Origin of the sequence: Streptomyces sp. NBC_01460 (genome assembly GCF_036227405.1) — a bacterium.
Classification (GTDB): domain Bacteria; phylum Actinomycetota; class Actinomycetes; order Streptomycetales; family Streptomycetaceae; genus Streptomyces.
Map to the genome: position 1 here is coordinate 3,717,874 of NZ_CP109473.1, position 24,868 is coordinate 3,742,741.

Genomic DNA, 24,868 nt, shown 5'->3' on the forward strand with positions numbered 1-24,868 from the left:
GGTGAACGGACCCGAGATCAGCCTCGAAGTAGCCCCGGAACTGCGGCTCTTCGTCGCCCACGACCGCCGCCGGGGACGCACGGCCGTCACCACGGACGGCTCATCGACCCTCGGACACGTCGTGGAGTCGCTCGGCGTCCCGCTCACCGAGGCCGGACAGCTCCTCGTCGACGGCCGTCCCGTGCCCGTGTCCCACATCCCCGGCGCGGGCGAAGTGGTCGAGGTGCGGGCGGTGCGACGCCCCCAGCAGGTCCCGGGGGCCCCGCTGCGCTTCCTGCTCGACGTCCATCTGGGCACGCTCGCACGGCGGTTGCGGCTCCTGGGTGTGGACGCCGCGTACGAGAGCGAGGACATCGGCGACCCCGCGCTGGCCACGCTCTCGGCGGAGCAGCGGCGCGTCATGCTCTCCCGGGACCGGGGGCTGCTCCGACGCAGGGAGATCTGGGCGGGGGCGTACGTCTACAGCGACCGGCCCGAGGAGCAGCTCCGCGACATCCTGGGCCGCTTCGCCCCCGCACTCGCACCGTGGACCCGCTGCACCGCCTGCAACGGGCAGCTCACGGAGGCGGACAAGGAATCCGTGAGCGACCGCCTGGAGCAGGGCACGCAGGCGTCCTACGACGTGTTCGCCCAGTGCACCACCTGCGGCCGGGTGTACTGGCGGGGCGCCCACCACGCCCGCCTGGAAGCCGTCGTGGCCGAAGCGGTACGTGAATTCGGCGGGGCGGGGAGCCGGACGCCGACCGCCTGAGAAGACGCGGGCCGCCGTCGGTTCCGCAGACGTTGGACGCCGGCGGTTCCGCAGAGGTTGGGCGCCGGCGGTCCGGCGAGGGGCGGCTGCCGCCCGCCCTCAGGGCTGTTCGGCCGTCAGATAGCGCTGGACGGTGGGCGCGAGCCAGCCGACGACCTCCTCCCGGGACATCGTGACGGCGGGCTCGAACCGCAGGACGTACCGCGCGAGCGCCATACCCAGGATCTGCGACGCCACGAGCGCCGCACGGCGGGGGGCGTCGGCGGGATCGGGGCAGACGCCGGCAGTGATCGGCCCGAGCTGCTCGGCGAAGACGGCCCGCATCCGGTCGGCCCCCGCCTCGTTGGTGACGCCGACCTTGAGCAGGCCCGTCAGCACGTCGTCCTGCTCCCAGCGGTCCAGGAAATGCCCGACGAGCACCGCGCCGACGTGCTTGCCGGGGAGCGCCCCCAGGGCGGGAAGCCGCAGATCGAACGCGGAGGCGGCGGCGAACAGCCCCTCCTTGGAGCCGTAGTAACGCATGACCATGGACGGGTCGATCCGGGCGTCACGGGCGATGGCCCTGATGGTGGCGCGCTCGTACCCGTCGGCGGCGAACCGCTCACGGGCGGCTTCGAGGATCGCCGCCCTGGTGGCGTCCGAGCGGCGGGGGGCGGAGGAGGCGGCGCGCGCTGTCATGCCAACAAGTGTAGGCCAACAACCGTTGACAAGCCAGAGGCGCCCGCCTACCGTTGCCAACAAGCGTTGACCAACAAGCGTTGGCATTTGCCACTCGGAGGCCGTCATGACCGGCACGTCCAGCACCGGAACCAGCTACTCCGCCACCACCGATGTCGTCGTCGTGGGCGCGGGCCCCACCGGCCTGCTCCTGGCGGGCGACCTCGCCGCCCAGGGCCTGTCGGTCACCCTCGTCGAGCGCCGCCCGCACGAGGCGGGCAGCCTCACCCGGGCCTTCGCCGTGCACGCGCGGACCCTGGAGATGCTCGACACCCGGGGCCTCGCCGACGCCCTGATCGAGACCGGCACCCCGCTCACCCGGATGCGCCTCTTCGGGCGGCTCTCGCTCGACCTGACCCGGCTGCGGAGCCGCTTTCCGCTCCTCCTCATCACCCCGCAGTACGAGGTCGAGCACCTGCTGAGGGACCGCGCGCTCGAAGCCGGCGTGGACATCCGGTACGGGGCCGAGCTGACCGGCCTGAGCCAGTCCGCCGACGGCGGCACGGTCACCGCCTCGATACGCGACGCCGAAGGGGCCGTGTCCACCGTCGAGGCCCGGTACCTCGTGGGGACGGACGGGGTGCGCAGCTCCGTCCGTGAGGCACTCGGACTGCCCTTCCCCGGCCGGTCCGTGATCAAGTCCATCGTCCTGGCCGACGTCCGGCTCACCGAGAAGCCCTCCGCGCTCCTCACGGTCAACGGCGCGGGGGACGCCTTCGCCTTCATCGCCCCCTTCGGCGACGGCTGGTACCGCGTCATGGGCTGGAACCGCACCCATCAGGCCGGGGACGGCGACCCGGTCGAGCTCGACGAGTTGCGCGAGATCGCCCGTACCGCGCTCGGTACGGACCACGGCATGCACGACGCCCGCTGGATCTCGCGCTTCCACAGCGACGAACGCCAGGTGCCCGCCTACCGCACCGGCCGTGTCTTCCTCGCCGGGGACGCCGCCCATGTCCACTCCCCGGCGGGCGGCCAGGGCATGAACACCGGCCTCCAGGACGCGGCGAACCTCTCCTGGAAGCTCGCCGCCGTCCTGCGCGGACACGCGGCCGACCCGGAAGCGCTGCTCGACAGCTACCACGCCGAGAGGCATCCGGTCGGCTCCCAGGTCCTGCGTGCCAGCGGCACCCTCATCCGCCTGGCCATGGCCAGGACACCGTCGCAGCGGCTCGCCAGGACGGTCGTCACCCACGCGTTGTCCCTCGTCCGTCCGGCCTCGGACAAGGTCATCGGAAGGATCTCCGGGGTGGGGATCTCGTACCCCGCACCGAGGGGCAGCCACCGGCTCACGGGCACCCGCGCCCCCGACCTGCGACTCGCGGAAGGCCGCCTCCTGGAGCTCCTGCGTGAGGGCGCCTTCGTCCTGGTCACACCGCCGGACACCCCCGGCTTCACCGGGCCGGCACCGCTCGTCCACGCACACTGGACGGGCGACCGCACGACCACCCTGCTCATACGCCCCGACGGCTACATCGCCTGGGCGGGCGAGCACGCCGACCCGGCCGCGCTGCGGCAGGCCCTCGGCGGCTGACCGCCCGACCGGGGCCGGCACCGCCCGGGACCACCTCAGAAGACGTATGCGTCACCCGTGGAGAGGGCCAGCACCTCATGCGTGTCGTTCCGCCGGTTCCGGTCGCTCGCGCCGCCGTTCCAGACGGTGTCCACCCGGACCACCACCTCGGCCGGCCGGCCCGCGAGGCGCAGGCCGAGGGCCGTGCGCCGGGCGTCCCCGGCCACGCGCAGCGGACCGGTCTCGCACAGGACCGTGCTGGTGCCGCCGCGCATACAGCCCTCGGGCAGCCGCTGCCAGGTCGCCAGCGGCGCGGAGAAGCGCAGACGCACGGTGGCGTCGGCGAGCGCCGACGGCCCCCGGTTCCCGGTCCGCAGCTGGATCCCGATCCGCTCCTCCGCGAGCGAGACACGCCCGTGGTGGGACACGTCCGCCTCCGGCGCGATCCCCCGCGGCGCGCTCTCCTCCGGTGCGATCCCCCGCGGTGCCGGCTCGGCCACGGCGGACAGCCCCGGGCCCAGGACCACGACCGTCATCAGCGCCGTCACGACAGGCACCCTCAGCACTGCTCCACACGTCACTCGCATGCGCAGAAGATACCGATAGCACCCAATTATCCCTATGTGATGACCGGTTCGCCACGATTCCCCCACTCGCACGGCCCACTGCCGACGGCGCCCCCGCCCGCCCGTCCCCGGCGCCCGCGTCCCGCCCCGCATGACACGCTGGCCCCATGCTCGTCGCCCGTTCCGTCGCCCTCTTCGTGGTCGCCGCGCTCTTCGAGATCGGGGGCGCGTGGCTCGTCTGGCAGGGCGTCCGTGAGCACCGGGGCTGGATCTGGATCGGCGCGGGTGTCATCGCCCTCGGCGCCTACGGATTCGTGGCCACGCTCCAGTCGGACGGGGACTTCGGCCGCATCCTCGCGGCCTACGGCGGGGTGTTCGTCGCCGGGTCGATCGCCTGGGGGATGGTGGCCGACGGCTACCGCCCGGACCGGTGGGACGTGACCGGCGCGCTGGTCTGCCTGGCCGGCATGGCGTTGATCATGTACGCCCCCCGCGACCACTGAACCCGGGCCCGGACCGCCCGCCTATCCTGGCCCCGTACCGATCAGCTGCCCGAGGAGTTCGCATGGCCGCCACCCCCATCGCCGTCATCACCGGCGCGAGCAGCGGCATCGGCGCCGCGACCGCCAGGCAGCTGGCCGCCGCCGGATACCGCGTGGTGCTCACCGCACGCCGCAAGGACCGGATAGAGGACCTGGCCGCCGAGCTCACCGAAGCGGGTCACCAGGCGACGGCGTACGCCCTGGACGTCACCGACCGTGCGGCCGTCGACGAGTTCGCCACCGCGTTCCGGTCCCTGGCCGTCCTCGTCAACAACGCGGGCGGCGCGCTGGGCGCCGACCCCGTCGCCACGGGCGACCCCGCCGACTGGCGCCAGATGTACGAGACCAATGTCATCGGCACGCTCAATGTCACCCAGGCCCTGCTCCCCGCCCTCACCGCGAGCGGGGACGGCACGGTCGTGATCCTCTCCTCGACGGCCGGCTTCTCCACGTACGAGGGCGGTGGCGGATACGTCGCCGCGAAGCACGGCGAGCACGTGCTCGCGGAGACCCTCCGGCTGGAGATCGTCGGCACCCCGGTCCGTGTGATCGAGGTCGCGCCCGGCATGGTCAAGACCGAGGAGTTCGCCACCACCCGATTCCGCGGCGACTCCGAGAAGGCCGCCAAGGTCTACGCGGGGGTCGACGCGCCTCTCACCGCCGACGACGTGGCCGAGACGATCACCTGGGCCGTCACCCGCCCCAGCCACGTCAACATCGACCTCCTGGTCGTCCGCCCCCGCGCCCAGGCCTCCAACACCAAGGTCCACCGCACGCTGTGACGGCAGGCAGCTGACGACTGCCCGGCTGCCCGGCTGCCCGCTGACGACTGCCCGGCTGCCCGGCGGCCCGGCCACCTGCTGACTGTCTCCTGCTGACGGTCGCCTGCCGCCCGCCGACGGCTCGTGCGAGCCCCGGATCCCCAGAAACCGCCACCAAGGGCCCGGGGCTCCCGTGCGTGGCCGTGTCCGGGGCCGAAGTCGCCCCGCACGGACCGGTGTCGGGACCGCGCGCTCCGCCTGGCACCGCACGTCGGCCATTCGGCCGCTGTTGCCTCGCGCCCGCTACCGGACCGCTGTGGGGTGGACACGGATGCGTGCCGAGGTCCAGAGGTCCAGGTCGGGTCGTCGGAGGTCTCGGGCGCACAGTCGCCAAGAGAGGCCGGAGCATGCCCCCACACCCCCTGCGCGGATTCATAGCGAGCCGCCGACGTCACGCCGCGGTCGTCGCCGCCGTCATGATCTGCTCGACGGCAGTGACCGGGCAGGACGGCGCCGTGGCCGGCGGTGCGCCCTCGGTCCCGGCCCCACAGCTGCACTGGAGTCCCTGCGTCCAGGACAGCCCGTACGACTGCGCGACCGCCGAGGTGCCACTCGACTACGGGAACCCGGGCGGCCGCTCCATCGAGCTGGCGGTCGTCAAGCGGAAGGCCACCGGCCCCGGACGCCGCGTCGGCACCCTCTTCTTCAACCCCGGGGGCCCCGGTGGCCCGGGGACGGTTCAGATGCCGCAGAACTACGAGTCCTTCCCGCGCGAGGTGCGGGAGCGGTTCGACATCGTCAGCTGGGACCCCCGCGGCATCGGCAGCAGCACCGCGGTGAACTGCTTCGAGAACCCCGAGGCGGCCGCCGACTGGGCCGCGGGCAAACCGGCCGGCTTCCCGGTGGGCGAGAAGGAGCGGGCGACGTTCATCGCGGCGTACGAGGACCTCGTCCGGCGCTGCAGACAGCGCGACCCCGAGCTCCTGAGCCACGTGTCGACCGCCGACACCGCTCGCGACCTCGACCAGCTCCGCCGGTCCGTGGGCGATCCACAGCTCACCTACTACGGAATCTCCTACGGCACGATCCTGGGCGCCACCTATGCCAATCTCTTCCCCGGCAAGGTCCGCGCCATGACCCTCGACAGCAACATCGGCCCGGGGGCCTGGACGAACGACGCGTCCGACGACGCCCGTCTCACGACGTTCCTGCGCGTCGGATCGGACCGCAGCGCGGCAGCGACCCTGGACACGTTCCTCGACCTGTGCGGTTCCACCACCACCGCCCGCTGCGCCTTCTCCGCCGGTACCCCGGAGGCGACCCGGGACAAGTTCGACCGGCTGACCGAGCGGCTGCGGAAGGAGCCCGTGGACACGTGGACGTATGCCCGTACCGTCGCCGACACGGTGAACAGCCTCTACCTGGTCAGCGGATGGGCCGACCTCGCCGGCCGGCTGCAGGAGCTGTGGCAGGGCCGCGCACCGGAACCCGCACCCTTCCCGCCCGCACCGCCGGTCCCCGATCCGAGCCCCTACCTGGGCGAGGAGCAGGCGGCGGCCGTGCTCTGCGGCGACAGCCCCAATCCGCGTGACGCCGGTGCCTACCCCGCCCTGGAAGAGGCCTCGGCCGCCCGCGCGGGCGACGCCGGGCGCTTCTGGACCTGGGCGACCGCGGGGTGCACCGCCTGGCCCACCTCCCCCGATCGCTACACCGGCCCGTGGGACAGACGGACCGCCAACCCGGTCCTGGTGGTCGGCACCGCCTACGACCCGTCCACCGCATACCCGAACTCGCGGGCCATGGTCGAGGAGCTCGCCGACGCCCGCCTGCTCACCAACGAGGGATACGGACACACCGCACTGCTGAACCCGAGCACCTGCGTCCAGGAGTACGAGAGCCGCTACTTCGTCGACGGCACGCTCCCCCCGGTCGGCACGACCTGCCGACAGGACACGCCGCCCTTCTCCGCGCCCGAGCCCAGCGGCGGGGTCGCCACCGGCGGTGGCGGCATGGCTGCCGTCGTCTCCTGACCCCACGTCCGTCCACCGCGGCACGGAGCGGAGACGGGGTGGACACCGGCAGGCGCCGGACCGCGATCGGTCCGGCGCCTGCCGCTCCCATGAGGTGGCGGGCCCCAGCCCCGGGCGGCGGGCCATGACCGCCGGAGCGGCCCTCAGCCCCGGGAGGCGGCCCTCAGCCCTTCACGCACACGAGCTGCTTGAGCTTCGCGACGACCTCGACCAGGTCGCGCTGCTGCTCGATGACCTGCTCGATCGGCTTGTACGCCGCCGGGATCTCGTCCACCACACCGGAGTCCTTGCGGCACTCCACGCCCCGCGTCTGGTCCTCCAGGTCCTGCGTCGAGAACCTCCGCTTGGCCGCGTTCCTGCTCATCCGCCGGCCCGCGCCGTGCGAGGCGGAGTTGAAGGACTTCGTGTTCCCGAGCCCCTTCACGATGTACGACCCCGTCCCCATGGACCCGGGGATGATGCCGAACTCCCCGGAGCCCGCCCGGATCGCACCCTTTCGGGTGACGAGCAGATCCATGCCGTCGTACCGCTCCTCCGCCACGTAGTTGTGGTGGCAGGAGATGACGGGCTCGAACGTGACCCGGGCCTTCTTGAACTCCTTCCGGACCACGTCCTGGAAGAGGCCCATCATGATCGAGCGGTTGTACTTGGCGTACTCCTGCGCCCAGAACAGGTCGTTGCGGTACGCCGCCATCTGCGGGGTGTCGGCGATGAAGACCGCCAGGTCACGGTCGACGAGGCCCTGGTTGTGCGGAAGCTTCTGGGCCTGTCCGATGTGGAAGTCGGCGAGTTCCTTGCCGATGTTCCGGGACCCGGAGTGCAGCATCAGCCAGACCGAACCGGCCTCGTCGAGACAGAACTCGATGAAGTGGTTTCCGCTTCCGAGCGTCCCCATCTGCTTGGCGGCCCGCTCCTGACGGAATTTGACCGCCTCGGCGATCCCGTCGAAGCGCGACCAGAAGTCGTCCCAGCCACCGGTCGGGAAGCCGTGGAGCTTCCCCGGATCCACCGTTTCGTCGTGCATCCCCCGGCCCACCGGAATGGCCTGCTCGATCTTCGACCGGAGTCGCGAGAGGTCCCCCGGCAGGTCGTTGGCCGTGAGCGACGTCCTCACCGCCGACATCCCGCAGCCGATGTCGACGCCCACTGCGGCCGGGCAGACCGCGCCGTGCATCGCGATCACCGAGCCGACCGTCGCGCCCTTGCCGTAGTGGACGTCCGGCATGACGGCCAAGCCCTTGATCCAGGGCAGCGTGGACACGTTCCGCAGCTGCTGCATGGCGCCGTCCTCGACGGACGCCGGATCCGCCCACATACGGATGGGAACCTGCACACCCGGTACCTCTACATACGACATAACCCCTCGATTCCCCCGAAAAGACTGAAAGCGCAAAACCGGTGCCGAGGTCGGCATAAAGGTCGGCCGACCGGCATTCACAGCGGCGCGTGCGATACACATTGTGTCCACCGGCCGCCATCGAGCGGCAACCCGTTTTCGTACCGAAGGGAGCCTGGGACCGTGCGACACATGGCGTACGTACCCGGCGTCGCGCTTCTCGCAGCGCTCGTCGCCGGCTGCAGCGCCGGCTCCGACGCCGACGACCCCGACGCCGACAGCAAGCCCGGCAGCCCCACGGTCACGGCCGCGCCTCCCGGGAAGTACCGGACGCTGCCCGAATCCTGCCGTGCCGTACCGCGTTCCACCCTCAAGGACCTGCTGCCGGGCGCCGCCGAGCTGCCGGAGGAGCAGCAGGAGAAGGTGTACGAGGGCACGGCCACCGTCACCTACGACACCGACCGCAAGGTCGGCTGCCGCTGGAAGTCGGACGCCCCTGACGCCGCCCGGAATCTCTCCATCGACTTCGAGCGCGTCGTGTCGTACGACCCCTCGGTGAGCGACGACGACCGCGCCCGGGACGTGTACGCGAAGAAGCAGGAGGCGGCAGACCTCCCGGCACCGGGCGGTGCCACCCCCAGCGAGACGCCCGACGGATCGGGTTCCGCGTCTCCGGACAGCACACCGTCCGGCTCCCCGACCGGCACCGCTCCCGCCACGCCCTCCGCCGACCCGTCGGGCAGCACCATCGGCCCCGGCGAGGACCTCCGTCCGCGGCTGCTCGACGAGCTCGGGGATGCCGCGTTCCTGGACGACGCGCTCACCCGGGCGGGTTCCGCCGCACAGCACCGCACCGTGAGCGTGGTATTCCGCACATCGAACGTCATCGTGACCGTCGAGTACACCGAGCAGCCCGCCCGCATGACCGAGGTTCCCGACAGCAAGGAACTGCAGGAGAAGGCCCAGGCCCTGGCCCGGAAACTGGCCGAGACCCTCAGCGAGTGACCGGCCTCCGGCAGGCCCCCACCGGGGCCCCCGGAGCATCCCCGGGCGTCCGGCCGAAGGCGGCATCCGCGCGCGGTCCGTCGTACCGTGGCCCCCGGCCGTCGCACCGGCCGACGTGCCGAGCGGCGTGCCGCCGCGACGTACGACCGGGCGTCCCGGCCGACGCGACCGCCCGACCGCTGTACCGTCCGACCGCTGTACCGCCCGCACGACTGCCCGCCCGCACGACCGACACCGCCGTGCCGTCCGAGTGAAGGAACCATGCACCGATCAGCCCCGCGACTGTCCCGCATACTCGCCTGCGCCGCCGTTCCGGTGATGCTCGTCGTCGCCGGCTGCTCGTCGGACTCCGGCGACGCGAAGGAATCGGGCTCCTCGTCCGCTCCCAGCGCGAAGAAGTCCGAGCCGACCGTCGAGCCCGCGAAGTACGCCGCGCTGCCCGACGCCTGCACGTCGATCGCGAAGAAGACGATCGAGGACCTGGTCCCGAAGGCCAAGACCAAGGGCGGCACCCCGGGCACGTCCAGCGACACCGCCTCCCGCGGCAGCTGCTCCTGGAACGGCCTGGACGACAACGGCGTCAAGGGCTCGCAGTACCGCTGGCTCGACGTCGGCTTCACCCGCTTCGACTCCGACCAGTCGCTGGGCAGCGGCGCCAAGCGCGCGACGGACGAGTACACCAAGCAGGTCGCCAAGGCCCAGGCGACCGAGGGCGCCGAGAAGCCCGCGGCCAAGCCCGTCGCCGGGCTCGGTGAGCAGGCCACCGCCGTGACGTACGGCCTCAGCAAGTCCGACGAGGACTTCGAGTACGCGACGGTCCTCGCCCGCACCGGCAACGTCGTCGTCAGCGTCACCTTCAACGGAGCAGGCTTCGCGGGGGCCAAGACCCCGTCCGCGGCCGACATCCTCAAGGACGCGCAGAAGGCCGCCAAGGAGGCCGTCGCGGCCGTGGGTGCCGACGGCGCCGACGCCCCGGACAAGTCCACGGCCTCCCCGTCCCCGAAGACGTCCTCCAAGGCTCCGGCCAAGGCATCTCCCAAGACGTCCAAGACGTCCGCGAAGGCGAAGGCCAGGGCGACCTCGAAGACCTGACGGCGCCCGGGCAGGAGCACGAACTCCCCTGCCCAGCGGTGCCTTGACGAAGCCCGGTGCTCCCGCGAGCACCGGGCTTCGGCCCCTCCCCACGCAGCACGCCCGCCAGGCATGTGCCAGGCTGTGCCCGCCCCGGATGCCGAAGTGGAGCCGGGTTCATCGAAGTCGGGAGGGGATCGCGGGTGGCCGCCATGCAGCTGACACGCACGCACCGCGTACTCATCGGGGTCGTCGTCGCCGGCGCCGTGCTCATCGCAGCGATCGGTTTCGCGGGCTCGTACGCCGCCGTGCGTGAACTCGCCGAGGAGAAGGGCTTCGGGAAGTTCTCCCTGGTCTTCCCGATCGGCATCGACGCGGGCATCTGCGTCCTGCTCGCGCTGGACCTGCTGCTGACGTGGATGCGCATACCCTTCCCGCTGCTGCGCCAGACCGCGTGGCTGCTGACCGCGGCGACGATCGCCTTCAACGGCGCCGCCGCCTGGCCCGACCCGCTGGGCACCGGCATGCACGCGGTGATCCCGATCCTGTTCGTCGTCGCCGTCGAGGCCGCACGGCACGCGGTGGGCCGTATCGCGGACATCACGGCCGACAAGCACATGGAGGGCGTCCGCCTCACCCGCTGGCTGCTCTCCCCCGTCCCCACGTTCAAGCTGTGGCGCCGGATGAAGCTGTGGGAGCTGCGGAGTTACGAGCAGGTCATCAAGCTCGAACAGGACCGGCTGATCTACCAGGCCCGCCTCCAGGCACGCTTCGGCCGCAACTGGCGCCGCAAGGCACCCATCGAGTCGCTGATGCCCCTGCGTCTGGCGAAGTACGGTGTCCCGCTCGCCGAGACCGCCCCGGCCGGCCTCGCCGCCGCAGGCATCGAGCCGGCGCTCCTGCCGCCGGCCCCCGCCGCCGTGGAGACCGCGCAGCAGCACCCCCAACTTCCCTACGCCCCTGAGACGCAGGGCGAGCCGGAGCACGGTTCCCGGCAGGACCACCGGTACCGCCAGGACGAGTACGACCAGCAGGACCGGTTCGTCCAGCAGGACGAGTTCGAGCAGCAGTACCCGCACGAGGGCCCCGGCTCGCACAACAGCCCGTGGTTCGCGGCACCCAAGGACGAGGTGTACGAAGGCGGGTACGACCCCGAGTACGACGAGGGCACGGGCTCCAGCCCCGTGATGATCCCCTCGGGCCCGGGCCGGACCCGCCCGCTCGGCAACGTCGGCACGATCGGCGCCTTCCCGCACCCGCGCGCCCCGGAGCCGGAGGCAGGACCGCTCCAGGAGCAGCCCCAGCCGATGCGCCAGGACGCGGACCGGCAGGACCCGGACCGGCAGGAGGCCGACCCGGCCGAATGGGCCCAGACCGAGATCGAGTTCGGCGAGATCGCGTACGACGTGTTCACGGCGTACACGCATCAGCACCAGGACTACCCGAGCGCCGAGGTGCTCGACATCCACCTCTCGGACGGCCACAACGTCCGCCACCCGCACAGCGCCGCACTCCTCCGCAAGCTGCTGCCCGGCTTCAAGCAGCGCTTCGACAACGAGATGGCCGCCGACCACATCGCGTAGGGACGGCGACGGACATGAGGACGGGCGAGCCGCTCAGCGGCCCGCCCGTCCTCATGTCCGTGGTGCTACGCGCCGAGCAGGGTCCGCACCCGGTCCGCCCCGACCGCGAGGAGCAGCGTGGGCAGGCGCGGCCCGGTGTCACGGCCGACGAGCAGCCGGTACAGCAGAGCGAAGAACGAGCGCTGGGCCGTCTTCAGCTCGGGCGTCGGCTTGGCGTCCGGCGCCAGGCCCTCCATGACCTTCGGCACCCCGTAGACGAGGGTGGTCAGGCCGTCCAGCGACCAGTGCGTGTCGAGCCCCTCCAGCAGCAGCCGCAGCGACTCGCGGCCCTGCTCGTCCAGGGAGCCGAGCAGCTCCTTGTCCGGCTCGTCACGGACGATCGTGCGGGCCTCCGCCGGGACCTGGGTGGTGATCCAGTTCTCGGCGCGGTCGAGCCGGGGGCGCGCCTCGTCGAGCGAGGTCAGCGGGTTCTCCGGGTCGAGCTCGCTGAGGATGCGCAGCGTCTGGTCCTCGGCTCCGGCGGTGATGTCGGCGACCGAGGCCAGCGTGCGGTACGGCAGCGGGCGGGGGGTGCTGGGCAGCTCCCCCGCGGCCGTGCCGACGGCCCGGGCGTAGGCGGCGGCGTCGGCGGGCAGCACCGTGCCGTCGGCCACCTTGCGGGCCAGCGAGTCCCACTCGTCGTAGAGCCGCTGGATCTCCTGGTCGAAGGCGATCTTGAAGGACTGGTTCGGCCTGCGGCGCGCGTACAGCCAGCGCAGCAGCGGCGCCTCCATGATCTTCAGGGCGTCGGCCGGGGTCGGCACCCCGCCCTTGCTGGAGGACATCTTCGCCATGCCGGAGATCCCGACGAACGCGTACATCGGCCCGATCGGCTGGACGCCGTCGAAGACCTCGCGCACGATCTGGCCGCCGACGACGAACGACGAGCCGGGCGAGGAGTGGTCCACGCCGCTGGGCTCGAAGATCACGCCCTCGTAGGCCCAGCGCATCGGCCAGTCGACCTTCCAGACCAGCTTGCCGCGGTTGAACTCGTTGAGCCGGACCGTCTCGGCGAAGCCGCAGGCCGAGCAGGTGTAGTTCAGCTCGGTCGTGTCGTCGTCGTAGGACGTGACGACCGTGAGGTCCTTCTCGCAGTTGCCGCAGTACGGCTTGTACGGGAAGTAGCCGGCGGAGCCGGAGCCGCCGTCGTCCTCGTCCGCCGCGCCCGAGCCCTCGGCCGCTTCCAGCTCGGCCTCGTCGACCTTCTTCTGCTGCGGCTTCTTGCCGCCCTTGGCCCCCGCCGCACCGTCCTTCTTGGTGCGGTAGCGGTCCAGGACGGCGTCGATGTCCGCCCGGTGCCTCATCGCGTGCAGGACCTGCTCGCGGTAGGTGCCCGCCAGGTACTGCTCGGTCTGGCTGATGCCGTCGTACTCGACGCCCAGCTCGTCCAGCGCCCGGGTCATCGCGGCCTTGAAGTGCTCGGCCCAGTTCGGGTACGCCGACCCGGCCGGGGCGGGCACCGAGGTCAGCGGCTTGCCGATGTGGGCCTGCCAGGAGTCGTCGACGCCCTCGACGCCGTTCGGCACCTTGCGGTAGCGGTCGTAGTCGTCCCAGGAGATCAGGTGACGCACGGTGTACCCGCGGCGGCGGATCTCGTCGGCGACGAGGTGCGGGGTCATGACCTCGCGGAGGTTGCCCAGGTGGATCGGGCCCGACGGGGAGAGGCCGGACGCGACGACGACCGGTTTGCCAGGCGCACGTCGCTCCGATTCGGCGATGACATCGTCCGCGAAGCGGGAGACCCAGTCGGTCTCGGTGCTGCTCTGACTCGAAGCCACGGTCGGCACGTCCTTCTCTCGTGTAGGACTCGTAGGGGACGCCCACGAAGGGCACCCCCATTCTCCCAGGTGCCGCCCGTAGCGCGAAAACGGCTTTGCACCCCGTGGGATACTGGGGTGATCCTTTGTCTCCTACGGAAACGGCAGCCGTCTCATGGCTTCGGTCCCTTCCCTCGCTTCCACGCTCGAGCAGCAGCTCGCGGACGCCCTGACGGCAGCACTGCCGGATGCCGGCGCCGCGGACCCGCTGCTGCGCCGAAGCGACCGGGCCGACTTCCAGGCCAACGGCATCCTCGCGCTCGCCAAGAAGCTCAAGGGCAACCCGCGTGAGCTGGCGTCCCAGGTCACGGCGGCCCTTCCGGCGGGTGAGCTGATCAAGGACATCGAGGTCTCCGGCCCCGGCTTCCTGAACATCACCCTCACCGACCGGGCGATCGTCGAGACGCTCGCCGCGCGTGCGGCCGACGGCGACCGGCTCGGCGTCCCGCTGAAGTCCTCCGCGGGCACGACCGTCGTCGACTACGCCCAGCCGAACGTGGCCAAGGAGATGCACGTCGGCCACCTGCGGTCGGCGGTCATCGGCGACGCCGTGGTCCAGATCCTCGAGTTCACCGGCGAGAACGTCGTCCGGCGCCACCACATCGGCGACTGGGGCACGCAGTTCGGCATGCTCATCCAGTACCTCTTCGAGCACCCGGACGAGCTGAAGCACGAGGACGACCAGGCCGACGGCGAGGCGGCGATGTCGTCGCTGAACCGCGTCTACAAGGCGTCGCGGGTCCTCTTCGACTCCGACGAGGAGTTCAAGGCGCGCTCCCGCGACCGGGTGGTGGCCCTCCAGGCCGGCGATCCGGAGACCCTGGCGCACTGGCAGCGCTTCGTCGACGAGTCGAAGATCTACTTCTACTCCGTCTTCGACAAGCTCGACATGGTCATCGACGACCCCGACATCGTCGGTGAGTCCGGCTACAACGACATGCTCGAGGAGACCTGCCGGATCCTGGAGGAGACGGGCGTCGCCGTCCGCTCCGAGGGCGCCCTGTGCGTGTTCTTCGACGACGTGAAGGGCCCGGACGGCAACCCGGTCCCGCTCATCGTGAAGAAGTCCAACGGCGGCTACGGCTACGCGGCCACCGACCTCTCCGCCATCCGCGACCGGGTCCAGCAGCTCAAGGCCGACACCCTGGTCTACGTCGTGGACGCCCGGCAGTCCCTGCACTTCAAGATGGTCTTCGAGACGGCCCGCCGCGCCGGCTGGCTCGACGAGGGCGTCACGGCGCACCAGCTGGCCTTCGGCACGGTCCTCGGCAAGGACGGCAAGCCCTTCAAGACCCGTGAGGGCGTCACCGTCCGGCTGGAGGACCTCCTCGACGAGGCCGTCGAGCGGGCTACCGCCGTGGTCCGGGAGAAGGCCGAGAAGGTGGGCCTCTCCGAGGACGAGATCGTCGAGAACGGCCGGTACGTCGGTGTGGGCGCCGTGAAGTACGCCGACCTGTCGACCTCCGCCGTGCGGGACTACAAGTTCGACCTGGACCAGATGGTGTCGCTGAACGGCGACACGTCGGTGTACCTCCAGTACGCCTACGCCCGGATCCGCTCCATCCTCCGCAAGGCGGGCGACGCGAAGCCCGCCGCGCACCCGGAGCTGGAGCTGGCCCCGGCCGAGCGCGCGCTGGGCCTGCACCTGGACCAGTTCGGCGCGGTCCTGGAGGAGGTGGCCACGGGGTACGAGCCGCACAAGCTGGCCGCGTACCTCTACCAGCTGGCCTCGCACCTCACCACGTTCTACGACCAGTGCCAGGTGCTGAGCGACGAGAACCCGGCGGAGGTCGTCGAGAACCGGCTGTTCCTCGTCGAGCTCACCGCCCGCACCCTCCACCAGGGCATGAAGCTGCTCGGCATCAGGACGCCCGAGCGCCTCTGACTCCGCCCCCGGCAGCCGCTGCGGCAGCCGGGCGCACCACGGGAATCGCCCGTGCGGGACACCGTCCCGCACGGGCGATTCCTTTCGGGACCCGGTCAGTCGAGCGCGGCGGCGAAGGCGCCCGGCTCGTAGGAGCCGCCCTTCTGGTGTGTGATCACGGCGAGCCGGTTGGCCGCGTTGATCAGGGCGACCGTCGCGATCAGTGCGGCGGTGGCGTCGTCGTCGTAGTGCTCGCGCACCTGGGCCCACGTCTCGTCCGACACGCCCTGGTGGGCGTCGGCCAGCCGGGTGCCCTCCTCGGCGAGCGCCAGCGCGGCCCGCTCGGCCCCGGTGAAGACCGTGGACTCGCGCCAGGCGGCGACCAGGTGGAGCCTGGCCGCGGTCTCGCCCGCGGCGGTCGCTTCCTTGACGTGCATGTCGACGCAGTGGCCGCATCCGTTGATCTGGCTGGCGCGCAGCGCCACCAGCTCCTGCGTGGACCGCGGCAGCGGCGACTGCTGGAGCACCAGGGCCATGCCGGCGAACCGCTTGGCGAACCGGCTGCCGACCTCGTTCTCGAACAGGTTGAACCGTGCGTTCATCGTGTCGTCCTCACTCGTGTGTCCTGCACCGGATGAACAAGAGATGCCGACGGCACGCACGGTGTGACAGGCCGCCCGTGTGACGAGCACCACCGCGCCCGGCTGTCACAGATCGGCGGGGCGCGGTGTCCTGTGCACGGGAGACCGTCGAGAGCCGACAGGCAGGAGCATCCGGTGGAGAGCGAACACACAGGCACGGAGCAGCAGCCGGTGGAGAGCGAACACACACGCGCGGAGCAGCAGCTCACCGACGAGGGACGCGCCGATCCCGCCACCGAGGCGTTCGTCGCCCATCGCAACCTGCTCTTCACCGTCGCCTACGAGATGCTCGGCTCGGCGGCCGACGCCGAGGACGTCCTGCAGGAGACGTGGCTGCGGTGGGCGGGCGTCGATCTCGGCACGGTCCGCGACCGGCGTGCCTACCTGGTGCGGATCACCACCCGGCAGTCGCTCGGCCGCCTGCGCACGCTCGGCCGCCGCAAGGAGTCCTACGTCGGCACCTGGCTGCCCGAACCGCTGCTCACCGCGCCGGACGTGGCCGACGACGTCGAGCTGGCCGACAGCGTCTCCATGGCGATGCTGCTGGTGATGGAGACACTCGCGCCGGGCGAGCGTGCGGTGTTCGTACTGCGCGAGGTGTTCGACCTCGGGTACGAGGAGATCGCCGACGCCGTCGGCAAGAGCCCGGCCGCCGTCCGCCAGACCGCCCACCGCGCACGGGCGCACGTCGCGGCGCGCCGGCCGCGCGGGACCGTCTCCCGGGCCGAGACCCGGGACGCGCTCGACGCGTTCCGCCAGGCGACCGAGACGGGCGACCTGCAGGGCCTGCTCGACGTCCTCGCCCCGGACGTCGTCCTCCTCGGCGACGGCGGCGGGATCAGGCAGTCCGTCCTCCGCCCCGTCGTCGGGGCCGACAAGGTGGCCCGGCTGCTGGCCAACGGACTCGGCAGGGCGGTCGGGCTGACGATCCGGCCGGCGCAGGTCAACGGCTCACCGGCCCTGGTCCTCCGGCTCGACGGCGTACTCGACACCGTCGTGGCGGCGCATGTCCACGACGGCCGCATCACCGGCCTCTACGCCGTGCGCAACCCCGAGAAGCTGTCCCGCATGGAGCGGGAGACCTCCCTGCACCGCTGAGCCGGACACGCCTCCGGGGCGGACAGGGCCGAAGGTCCCGCGCCCCGGCCGCCGGGGCGCGCGTCCGAACGCCCCGGCGCCCTGGTCACTGCTCGGCCGGCACCCACTGAGCCGTGTCCGAGCGGTAGTAGTACTCCGGCCGGGCGGTGAGGCCGCTCGTACGGAACGGCTTGCCCCCGTCGTCGACGCGCAGAACGCCGCTCCGGCCTCCGCTGGTCCACTCCAGCTCCAGGTACCAGGTCACGTCGTGCCCCTCCACGTGCGCGTCGAGGTTGAAGACCTCGACGTCGGTGGAGCTCACCCGGTACGGGAAGTCCTTCGCGGGGACGACCGTGTCCCCTTCGGTCCCCGCGACGGGCTTCGAGCGTGGCCGGCTGTCGTCCAGGTCGATCTCGAAGGACTGCGGCGTGATCCCGCTCCCGCAGCCGTTGCCCATCGAGTACGCGGACCGGGCGAGCGCCGCGTCGCGCCCCAGCACCCGCACGTGCAGCCCGTTCAGCACGACCGCCTCGCCGGACGTTCCCTGGACGGTGAGTTCGAGCTTCATGTCACCCCCGTCCACACCCCCGAGAGCCCGCGCCCAGCCACGGGTGTCCTGCGGCGGGGGCGGCGGGGGGACGTCGTCGGGCTCCTGGTCGAGCATGTAGTACTGCCCGCAGGGCGACTCCCAGTTGTACGAGCTGATGGTGGCGTGGACGGGGACCCCGTCGCTCTGCGGCCCGCGTGAGGAGGGCGAGGGCGTCGCCCGGCCACCGCGCGCGCCACCGGGCGAGGACGTGCTCGTACCGGGCGTCGCGGACGGACTGCCGCTGGTGCTCGGCTTCCCGCTCGTGCTCGCGCCCGCACGGCCGCTCGGCCCCACGGGGACGTGGCTGAACGCCGCGTCCGACTGCTTGCCGTCAGCCGGCGCGTCGTTGCCGAGTCCTCGTACGACGAGGGCCACCGGCACGGTGAGCGCCACGACCGCCACCGCGGTGAGCAGGACCCGCAGTCTCCGGGTGGTACGGCGGCGCGGATCGGGGACGGCTCCCGGGCGGGGTCCCTCGGGTGTCACGTCCTCCGGTACGGATTCCGCTTCTGGTCGATAGCTTGATTCCGCTTGAGGTTCCGCACCGACGGGAGCCGCAGCCTCGGGCACCGGCGTGGCCGGCTCGGCTTCGGCCGGTGGCGGCACGGCGGGACCAGAGCCGGCGAGGGTGGGCAGGGCAGCGGCAGGGGTGCCGGAACCGCCGGCGGCAGCGCCCGCCTCCGGCTTCCTCGCCCCGCGCCGCTTCGCCTCGTCGGCGAGGATCCACTTACGGTGCAGCGCCACCAACTCGTCGCCGGACGCCCGGCACACGCGCGCGAAGCGCTCGACGGGCGCGTAGTCATGAGGGACGGCATCCCCGTTGCAGTACCGGTGCACGGTCGAGGTGCTCATGTGCAGCTTCTGGGCGAGCGCCCCGTAGCTGAGCCCGGACCGCGTCTTCAGCCCCCTGAGCAGCTCCGCGAAATCCTGGATCTCTGTGCCCACCCCGACCGTTCCCCTTCCGTTCCTTCCCGGAAAGGCATTCCAGGGAGGTGATGTCCGCGCAGGTCAGAGGGTGCGAACGCGTTCCGGCGTCCCGCATGCCCCGGCAGCCGTTGCGACCGGATTCCGGGGCTGGAAAGGATGTGGACACACCGCGGCGTTCCCCGCGACCCGTACATCCCACCCTCACCCGTCCCGGGAGCCGCCGTGCGCAATCGACCTGAGCTGAGCCTGACCGACGTGGTCGCCGTGGGAGTGCTGATCGCCTGCGTCGCGGTTGTCATCGCACTCCTGTAACGCCTCTGATCATGCGTCACCGCTCAGTACACCCGCCCGCACCTCAGGGCGCCAACTCGGCGCTCCGGGCAACTCATCACCATCGAACGGGGAGAACCACTCATGCGTGACCTTCGCTTCCGCCACGCCGCCCGCACCACCACCCTGGGCACCGCCGCACTGATCGCCGCCCTGTCCCTGACGGCCTGCCAGAGCGGGAGCACGGAGCCCGCGGGCGGCTCCGGCGACCCTGCGGCCCAGGCGCCGGCCGCGGGCACCTCCGCGGCCCCGGTGGCGGACACGGGCACGGAGACGACCGGAAAGCCGGGCACCACCGACTCCGGTTCGGGTGACGGAAAGGATTCCGGTTCCTCCGCCGTACGGCCTGCCGCGAAGCCTGCGGCCGAGCCGGCGGACAGCAGCGGCAAGGGCGGCACCGGTACGTCCCCGGCCACCTGCACCGGCGCCGACACGAAGCTCACGATCACGAGCGTCCCGCGCCCCGTCAACCACATGCTGCTCACGGTGACCAACACCGGCTCGACGTCCTGCTCCGCCTACTCCTACCCGTTCCTCCGGTTCGGCGAGGCGCAGTCCGTGCCCCAGGTCGTAGAGGACAGCGTGCCGCAGTCCGTCGTCGTCCTCGCCCCCGGCGAGTCCGCGTACACCGGCGTCATGACCTCGTCCGCCGACGGCAGCGGCACGGGCGGCTACTCGGCCAAGGACCTGACCGTCGGCTTCCAGGGGCGCGACGGCGGCTCGGCGGGCCCGATGGTGAACGTCCCCCTCGGCAAGAAGGTCTACGTCGACAGCACGCTGGCCGTGACGTACTGGCAGACCGACATGGACGACGCCCTCATGTACTGACCAGCTCGAACGGGCAGTGCAGGGCAGGGCCGCGACGGGCTCCCGGAACGCCGCGACCCTGCCCCTGTGGCATTGATCACAGCGAAACCACAGGCAGGGAAGGCAACTGCACCCTTTCGCCTTTTCTGTCCGCCGCAAGGATGTGGTATGAGCGGGAGCGTGTGAAGAAAGCGTGACGCTCGATTGCCTTTCCGGTCATACGATCAGCTCACGTCGCATCTGCGTGCCCCATTTCCGCTGCGACCCCTTCTTCTTTTTCTTGTTCCGTACCCCGAAGGGTCCTTGTGAAGATTCGCCGCATTCTTGCCACCGCTGTTGCCGCCGCCGTCACCACGCCGGTGGTCCTGCTGTCGGTCACCCCCGCGTTCGCAGACGACAAGCCGGCTGCGCAGACGCAGAGCAAGCCGTCCGTCGCGGAGCTGGAGAAGGCCGCCGCCGCGGCACAGGCGCTGTACGACGACGCCTCGGCGGCCGTGGACGCCGCCGAGGCGGCCATGGAGGCGGCTGCGTCCGACACCGCCCCCCTGGCCGTGGCCGCCAAGGCCGCCCAGGACACCGCAGTGGCGGCCGCCACCGCGAAGACCACCGCCGACCAGGCCGTCCTCGACGCGCAGGCCGCGTTCGACGACCTCTCGGACACGGCCACCGACGAGGAGAGGAGCGCGGCGGAGACCGCGCTCACCGACGCGAAGGCCGCCGCCAAGGCCGCTGATGAGGCCAAGGTCGCCGCCGACGCCGAGGCCGAGAAGGCCGGGACCGCGCTCGACGACTACCGGGTCGCCGCCTCGACCGAGCTGCACAGGACCCGGAAGGCGCTCGAGCAGGCGCTCGCCGACAAGAAGGCCGCCGACGAGGCCCTGGCCAAGGCGAAGGAGGAGGAGGCCGAGGGCGACGGCGAGGACGAGACCTGCGTCCCCGAAGCCAAGCTCACCACGGTCGTCACCGGTCTGCCGTCCACCGTCGTCGCCGGTACCAAGACCGACTTCAAGCTCCGGGTGACCAACGGCACCAAGAAGACGATGGACGAGGTGTACCCCTTCGCCTACGTCCACGCGACCGACAAGACCGGCCTGAAGGACCTCGACCACCTGGTGCACCTGCAGTGGTCCTCCGCCTCGTCCACCACGTGGAAGAACGTGGACAACGAGAACTACATGGACCGCATCAGCCCGCTGAAGGCCGGTGCCCACGCCGACATCAAGATGCGCCTCTCCATCGACGCCAAGGCCCCCGCGGGCAACGGCGTCACCTTCGTCGCCGGTGACTACTGGAACGACAACGGCACCTGCGGCGGGAGCCCCGACCTCGAGGGCTACGAGTTCATGATCGCCGCGGCGGGCAGCAACCCCGGCAAGGTCCCGGACGCCGAGCCCAGCACCAAGCCCAACTCCAACCTCACGCCGCAGACCGGCGCGTCGGCCACACCGGCGAGCGGCACCCTCGCCGCCACGGGCGCGTCCGACGCGACGTCGCAGCTCGCCCTCGCGAGCGGCGCGGCCCTGGCGATCGGCGCGGGCGCGGTGTTCGTCGTACGCCGCCGCAAGGCCGGCACCCACGCCTGACCCCTGAGGCGGGATGCCGGCCAGGCACCCCACCCCGGGCGATGACCAATAGGCGGGCCCGGCACCGGACAACGGTGCCGGGCCCGCCGCTGTGTCACGACCCGCGCCGGCCGCCGGCGCGACCCGCACATGGGCGCGGTCCTCACTTCGGCGCCGTCCTCACACCGGCCCGGTCCCGGAGAACGCACCGCACGACCGATATGCGATGCTGCGGACGCAGGCCCTCGACACCGACGCCACGAAGGGCCTGTTGGACCGGCTGCGAGGAGAGCAATGAGCACCGCACGTACGTGGTTCAAGTCGAGCTACAGCGGTAGTGAGGGCGGCGAGTGCCTCGAAGTCGCCTACGACTGGCGCAAGTCCAGCTACAGCGGTAGCGACGGCGGCAACTGCCTCGAAGTCGCCGCGCATCCCTCCGCGATCCACGTCCGCGACTCCAAGAACCCTGACGGCCCCACCTTCACCGTCGCCCCCGCAGCCTGGTCGTCCTTCACCGCGTACGCCGCGGGGCGTTGAGCCTCGAAGCCGTGGCGGACGAAGCGGGCGAGATCGAGCTGAGCACGCAGGACCTGCGTGAGGTGACGGCGTTCGCCTCAGCCTGCGCGGACAGCGCGCTGGAGGCCTTCGAGGCCGAGCAGCCCGACGACACGCGCCCTCGTGAAGCGATCGGCGCCGCCTGGGAGTTCGCGCGGGGCGGCGAGCGCGGAAAGGCTCTGCGCGACACGGCATGGGCGGCGCTCAAGGCGGCGAAGTGCGCGGACACCCCGGCCGGCCGCGAGGCCGCCCGGGCGGCGATGGCAGCCGCGGGTTCCGCCTATCTGCATCCGCTGCCCAAGGCCACCCAGGTCAAGCACATCCTCGGAGCAGCCGCCCACGCGGCCAGGACGGCCGAGCTGCTCGCCGGCGACGATCCAGCCGTGGGCGCCGCTCACGTCGAGCGAGCGGTGGGACGCGCGACACCGGGCGTCGTGGACGTACTCGCGCGCTATCCGGCGGCGCCGACCGGCGGCGGACGCGTCGGGGAGCTGATCCGCATGCTGGACGACGGCCTGCGCCGGTGACGCACGGCACAGCCCTCACACGTCTGTGACCAGCGGTTTCTCCCTTAGGCTGGAGTTCCATGGCAACAGGCACATCGCTTTGGTCCTTCGCCCTCGTCGTAGGGCTCCTCACTCTCACACCCGGCCTGGACACGGCCCTCGTCCTGCGCACCGCGGCCCTCGGCCGACGGGCCCGCGCCTGGGGAGTCGTCCTCGGCATCCAGTCCGGCACCCTCGCCTGGGGCGCGCTCACCTCGCTCGGCGTGACCGCTCTCTTCACCGCGTCCCACATCGCCTACGAGGTCCTGCGCTGGGCGGGCGCCGCGTATCTGCTCTGGATGGCGTTCCGGATGGTCCGCGACACCTTCCGCGACCGGGCCACCGCCGAGACCCCGGCCGCGCTCACGACCGGCGCGGACACCCTCTCCGCCGGCTGGCGGCAGGGCGCCCTGACCAACCTGCTCAACCCGAAGATGGGCGCCTTCTACGTGGCCGTGCTGCCGCAGTTCGTTCCGGCCGGCGCCGACCACTTCTCCACGGGGCTGGTGCTGACCGGCGTCCACATCGCTCTGGGCGTGGTCTGGTCCGCCCTCCTCATCGCCTTCGCCACCGTTCTGGGCACCTGGCTGCGCAAGCCGCGCGCCCGCGCGCTGCTCGACCGGATCACCGGTGCGGTCATCGCGGGCTTCGCGGTGCGGCTGGCCCTGACCGACTGACGGACAGCGCGGCGAAGCCCGTGGCCGGGCGCTGTCCGGGTCAGTCGGCGGCGGGCTCGGGCCGGGTCCGCGCCGGGAAGAGCACAGGGCTGAGCAGATGCCGTGTGCGCTCCGGCGCCGGGCCGAAGGCCAGGCGGGGGACGATCACGGCACGCAACTCGGCGATCAGCTCCTGGAGTTCGTCCGGGTCGAGCCACAGCGCATGCTGGCGGAATCCGACCAGGTCGGCGGCCGGGTCGGCCCACTCGCCGTCGAGGTAGGCGTGGAACTCCGCCGTCAGGGTGGCCATGGCGACAGCGAAGGCCCGGCGGTAGTCCTCGGGCGACAGGGACGCCGCCGTCGCGGCGTCGATCACCGCGCGGTCCCGTAGCAGCCGGTAGCGCCGCTCGACGGCGCCGCGCACCCGCTGCTCCTCCTCGACGGCCAGGAGACCGCCCTCCGCCAGGAGACCGACGTGCCGGTAGACGGTGGCCTTCGAGACGTCGGGCAGCAGAGCGCAGAGTTCGGTCGTCGTGCGGGTCCGCCCGTCGTGCATGGCGTGCACGAGGCGCATCCGTACCGGGTGCAGGAGCAGATCAACCGTTTCCATGGACGCATGTTCTCATCTTCGATACCTTTCTCAAACTTGAGAAAGGAGGCGCACCCATGCCGCGCCCCACACCCGGAGCGACTCGCCCCCACCCCCCGCTGGGCCACCTGTACGGGGTCTCCGGCCGCCGCCTGATGCTTCACCGCTCCGGAGAGGGCGGCCCCGCGGTGGTGTTCCTCCCGGGGGCCGGCCTGGTGGGGCTGGACTACCTGAACATCCACAACCGGGTGGCCGAAGCGACCACCAGCGTGCTCTACGACCGTGCCGGCACCGGCTGGAGCGACGCCGCCGCACTGCCCCGCCCCGCCGCCGACGTCACCGCCGAGCTCCACGCCCTCCTCCGCGCAGCGGGCGTACCGGGCCCGTACGTGCTCGTCGGCCACTCCCTGGGCGGCGCGTACGCACGCCACTTCGCCCACCGCCACCCCGCGGACGTGGCGGGGCTACTCCTGCTGGACCCCTTCCACGAGGACCTCCACGGGCTCGCCCCGCAGGAAGCACGCGAGCGGCTCACGGAGCTCCACCGCATGGACATCCCCGACCTGACGCCGCATCAGCTGGACCAGGCGCGCAGCCAGGCCGCTCCCCTCTTCGCCCAGTGGCCCGACTCCGTGCGCGAGGCACTCGTCGAGCACCACGCCACCGCGGCCTGGAAGGCCGGGCTGTACGAGGACCGCAACCTCTACGACGAGGTCGCCGAGGAGCTCAGGACCGCACAGGCACTGCCCGACATCCCCCTGATCGTGGTCACCGCCCAGGGCCACGACGACGCCCAGGCCCAGCTGTGGTCGGACGACGTGCTCCGGTGGATCAACGCCACCAAGTCGGACCTCCACGGCCGGCTGGCGTCCTCGGTACCGCGCGGTGAGCACCGGACCCTGCCCGACGCGGGCCACGGCTGGCTGCACGAGGAGAGCCAGGACGACGTGCTCCAGGCGGTCCTGACTCTTCTCGCCCGGCCGTAGCGCCGCCGG

Annotated in this window: 23 protein-coding genes; 16 read left to right on the forward strand and 7 right to left on the reverse strand. The window is 71.8% G+C overall.

What is annotated here, in order from left to right:
- Position 1: 1 nt before the first annotated feature.
- A complete protein-coding gene (locus OG488_RS16465) occupies positions 2–751 on the forward strand; it encodes a Mut7-C RNAse domain-containing protein (RefSeq protein ID WP_329230016.1) in 750 nt (249 codons plus the stop codon).
- A gap of 99 nt (positions 752–850) precedes the next feature.
- Here OG488_RS16465 and OG488_RS16470 read toward each other — a convergent pair whose 3' ends face one another.
- On the reverse strand, positions 851–1,429 hold the full coding sequence (locus OG488_RS16470) for a TetR/AcrR family transcriptional regulator (protein WP_329230017.1): 579 nt from the start codon (positions 1,427–1,429) through the stop codon (positions 851–853).
- Positions 1,430–1,535: 106 nt separating this feature from the next.
- On the opposite strand from OG488_RS16470, the gene OG488_RS16475 reads away from it, so the two are divergent.
- The gene (locus OG488_RS16475) at positions 1,536–3,002 is read left to right on the forward strand and encodes an FAD-dependent oxidoreductase (RefSeq protein ID WP_329230019.1); all 1,467 of its coding nucleotides are present in this window, start codon (positions 1,536–1,538) and stop codon (positions 3,000–3,002) included.
- A gap of 35 nt (positions 3,003–3,037) precedes the next feature.
- Here the strand turns inward: OG488_RS16475 and OG488_RS16480 are convergent, their stop codons facing one another.
- On the reverse strand, positions 3,038–3,538 hold the full coding sequence (locus OG488_RS16480; RefSeq protein ID WP_329230020.1) for a hypothetical protein: 501 nt from the start codon (positions 3,536–3,538) through the stop codon (positions 3,038–3,040).
- 176 nt (positions 3,539–3,714) lie between these two features.
- Here OG488_RS16480 and OG488_RS16485 point away from each other — a divergent pair, with 176 nt between their 5' ends.
- The 3 genes from OG488_RS16485 (at position 3,715) to OG488_RS16495 (ending at position 6,880) form a co-directional block, all read left to right on the forward strand.
- Complete coding sequence (locus OG488_RS16485) at positions 3,715–4,050, forward strand: YnfA family protein (protein ID WP_329230022.1); 336 nt, start codon at positions 3,715–3,717, stop codon at positions 4,048–4,050.
- A 62-nt stretch (positions 4,051–4,112) separates the two neighbouring features.
- A complete protein-coding gene (locus OG488_RS16490) occupies positions 4,113–4,871 on the forward strand; it encodes an SDR family NAD(P)-dependent oxidoreductase (protein ID WP_329230023.1) in 759 nt (252 codons plus the stop codon).
- A gap of 386 nt (positions 4,872–5,257) precedes the next feature.
- Positions 5,258–6,880: an alpha/beta hydrolase gene (locus OG488_RS16495; protein WP_329230025.1), complete on the forward strand. Its 1,623-nt coding sequence runs from the start codon at positions 5,258–5,260 to the stop codon at positions 6,878–6,880.
- A gap of 163 nt (positions 6,881–7,043) precedes the next feature.
- Here OG488_RS16495 and OG488_RS16500 read toward each other — a convergent pair whose 3' ends face one another.
- Positions 7,044–8,237 carry an RtcB family protein gene (locus OG488_RS16500; protein WP_329230026.1) on the reverse strand — a complete coding sequence of 398 codons (1,194 nt, stop codon included), beginning with the start codon at positions 8,235–8,237 and terminating at the stop codon, positions 7,044–7,046.
- 171 nt (positions 8,238–8,408) lie between these two features.
- Between OG488_RS16500 and OG488_RS16505 the strand changes: the two genes are divergently transcribed.
- The 3 genes from OG488_RS16505 (at position 8,409) to OG488_RS16515 (ending at position 11,875) form a co-directional block, all read left to right on the forward strand.
- On the forward strand, positions 8,409–9,221 hold the full coding sequence (locus OG488_RS16505) for a DUF3558 domain-containing protein (protein WP_329230028.1): 813 nt from the start codon (positions 8,409–8,411) through the stop codon (positions 9,219–9,221).
- A 261-nt stretch (positions 9,222–9,482) separates the two neighbouring features.
- Positions 9,483–10,313 (forward strand): DUF3558 domain-containing protein, encoded by an 831-nt coding sequence (locus OG488_RS16510; protein ID WP_329230030.1) that lies wholly within the window; start codon positions 9,483–9,485, stop codon positions 10,311–10,313.
- A gap of 191 nt (positions 10,314–10,504) precedes the next feature.
- Positions 10,505–11,875 carry a DUF2637 domain-containing protein gene (locus OG488_RS16515; protein WP_443074220.1) on the forward strand — a complete coding sequence of 457 codons (1,371 nt, stop codon included), beginning with the start codon at positions 10,505–10,507 and terminating at the stop codon, positions 11,873–11,875.
- A gap of 65 nt (positions 11,876–11,940) precedes the next feature.
- On the opposite strand, the gene lysS is transcribed toward OG488_RS16515, so the two are convergent.
- On the reverse strand, positions 11,941–13,701 hold the full coding sequence (gene lysS / locus OG488_RS16520) for a lysine--tRNA ligase (protein WP_329230033.1): 1,761 nt from the start codon (positions 13,699–13,701) through the stop codon (positions 11,941–11,943).
- A 145-nt stretch (positions 13,702–13,846) separates the two neighbouring features.
- Here lysS and argS point away from each other — a divergent pair, with 145 nt between their 5' ends.
- A complete protein-coding gene (gene argS, locus OG488_RS16525) occupies positions 13,847–15,616 on the forward strand; it encodes an arginine--tRNA ligase (protein WP_329230035.1) in 1,770 nt (589 codons plus the stop codon).
- 95 nt (positions 15,617–15,711) lie between these two features.
- Here the strand turns inward: argS and OG488_RS16530 are convergent, their stop codons facing one another.
- The gene (locus OG488_RS16530) at positions 15,712–16,197 is read right to left on the reverse strand and encodes a carboxymuconolactone decarboxylase family protein (protein WP_329230037.1); all 486 of its coding nucleotides are present in this window, start codon (positions 16,195–16,197) and stop codon (positions 15,712–15,714) included.
- Between the two features lie 210 nt (positions 16,198–16,407).
- On the opposite strand from OG488_RS16530, the gene OG488_RS16535 reads away from it, so the two are divergent.
- A complete protein-coding gene (locus OG488_RS16535) occupies positions 16,408–17,334 on the forward strand; it encodes an RNA polymerase sigma-70 factor (protein WP_329238722.1) in 927 nt (308 codons plus the stop codon).
- An 85-nt stretch (positions 17,335–17,419) separates the two neighbouring features.
- Here OG488_RS16535 and OG488_RS16540 read toward each other — a convergent pair whose 3' ends face one another.
- On the reverse strand, positions 17,420–18,847 hold the full coding sequence (locus OG488_RS16540; protein ID WP_329230039.1) for a transcriptional regulator: 1,428 nt from the start codon (positions 18,845–18,847) through the stop codon (positions 17,420–17,422).
- Positions 18,848–19,243: 396 nt separating this feature from the next.
- On the opposite strand from OG488_RS16540, the gene OG488_RS16545 reads away from it, so the two are divergent.
- From OG488_RS16545 to OG488_RS16565, 5 genes are all read left to right on the forward strand, one after another.
- Positions 19,244–19,987 (forward strand): DUF4232 domain-containing protein, encoded by a 744-nt coding sequence (locus OG488_RS16545; protein WP_329230041.1) that lies wholly within the window; start codon positions 19,244–19,246, stop codon positions 19,985–19,987.
- 284 nt (positions 19,988–20,271) lie between these two features.
- Positions 20,272–21,549 carry a peptidase gene (locus tag OG488_RS16550; protein WP_329230042.1) on the forward strand — a complete coding sequence of 426 codons (1,278 nt, stop codon included), beginning with the start codon at positions 20,272–20,274 and terminating at the stop codon, positions 21,547–21,549.
- A 273-nt stretch (positions 21,550–21,822) separates the two neighbouring features.
- A complete protein-coding gene (locus OG488_RS16555; protein ID WP_329230044.1) occupies positions 21,823–22,065 on the forward strand; it encodes a DUF397 domain-containing protein in 243 nt (80 codons plus the stop codon).
- An 11-nt stretch (positions 22,066–22,076) separates the two neighbouring features.
- A complete protein-coding gene (locus OG488_RS16560) occupies positions 22,077–22,610 on the forward strand; it encodes a putative immunity protein (RefSeq protein ID WP_329230046.1) in 534 nt (177 codons plus the stop codon).
- 59 nt (positions 22,611–22,669) lie between these two features.
- The gene (locus OG488_RS16565; protein WP_329230048.1) at positions 22,670–23,305 is read left to right on the forward strand and encodes a LysE family translocator; all 636 of its coding nucleotides are present in this window, start codon (positions 22,670–22,672) and stop codon (positions 23,303–23,305) included.
- Positions 23,306–23,345: 40 nt separating this feature from the next.
- Here the strand turns inward: OG488_RS16565 and OG488_RS16570 are convergent, their stop codons facing one another.
- Positions 23,346–23,894: a helix-turn-helix domain-containing protein gene (locus OG488_RS16570; protein ID WP_329230050.1), complete on the reverse strand. Its 549-nt coding sequence runs from the start codon at positions 23,892–23,894 to the stop codon at positions 23,346–23,348.
- A 56-nt stretch (positions 23,895–23,950) separates the two neighbouring features.
- Here OG488_RS16570 and OG488_RS16575 point away from each other — a divergent pair, with 56 nt between their 5' ends.
- Complete coding sequence (locus OG488_RS16575) at positions 23,951–24,859, forward strand: alpha/beta hydrolase (RefSeq protein ID WP_329230051.1); 909 nt, start codon at positions 23,951–23,953, stop codon at positions 24,857–24,859.
- Positions 24,860–24,868: the final 9 nt, after the last annotated feature.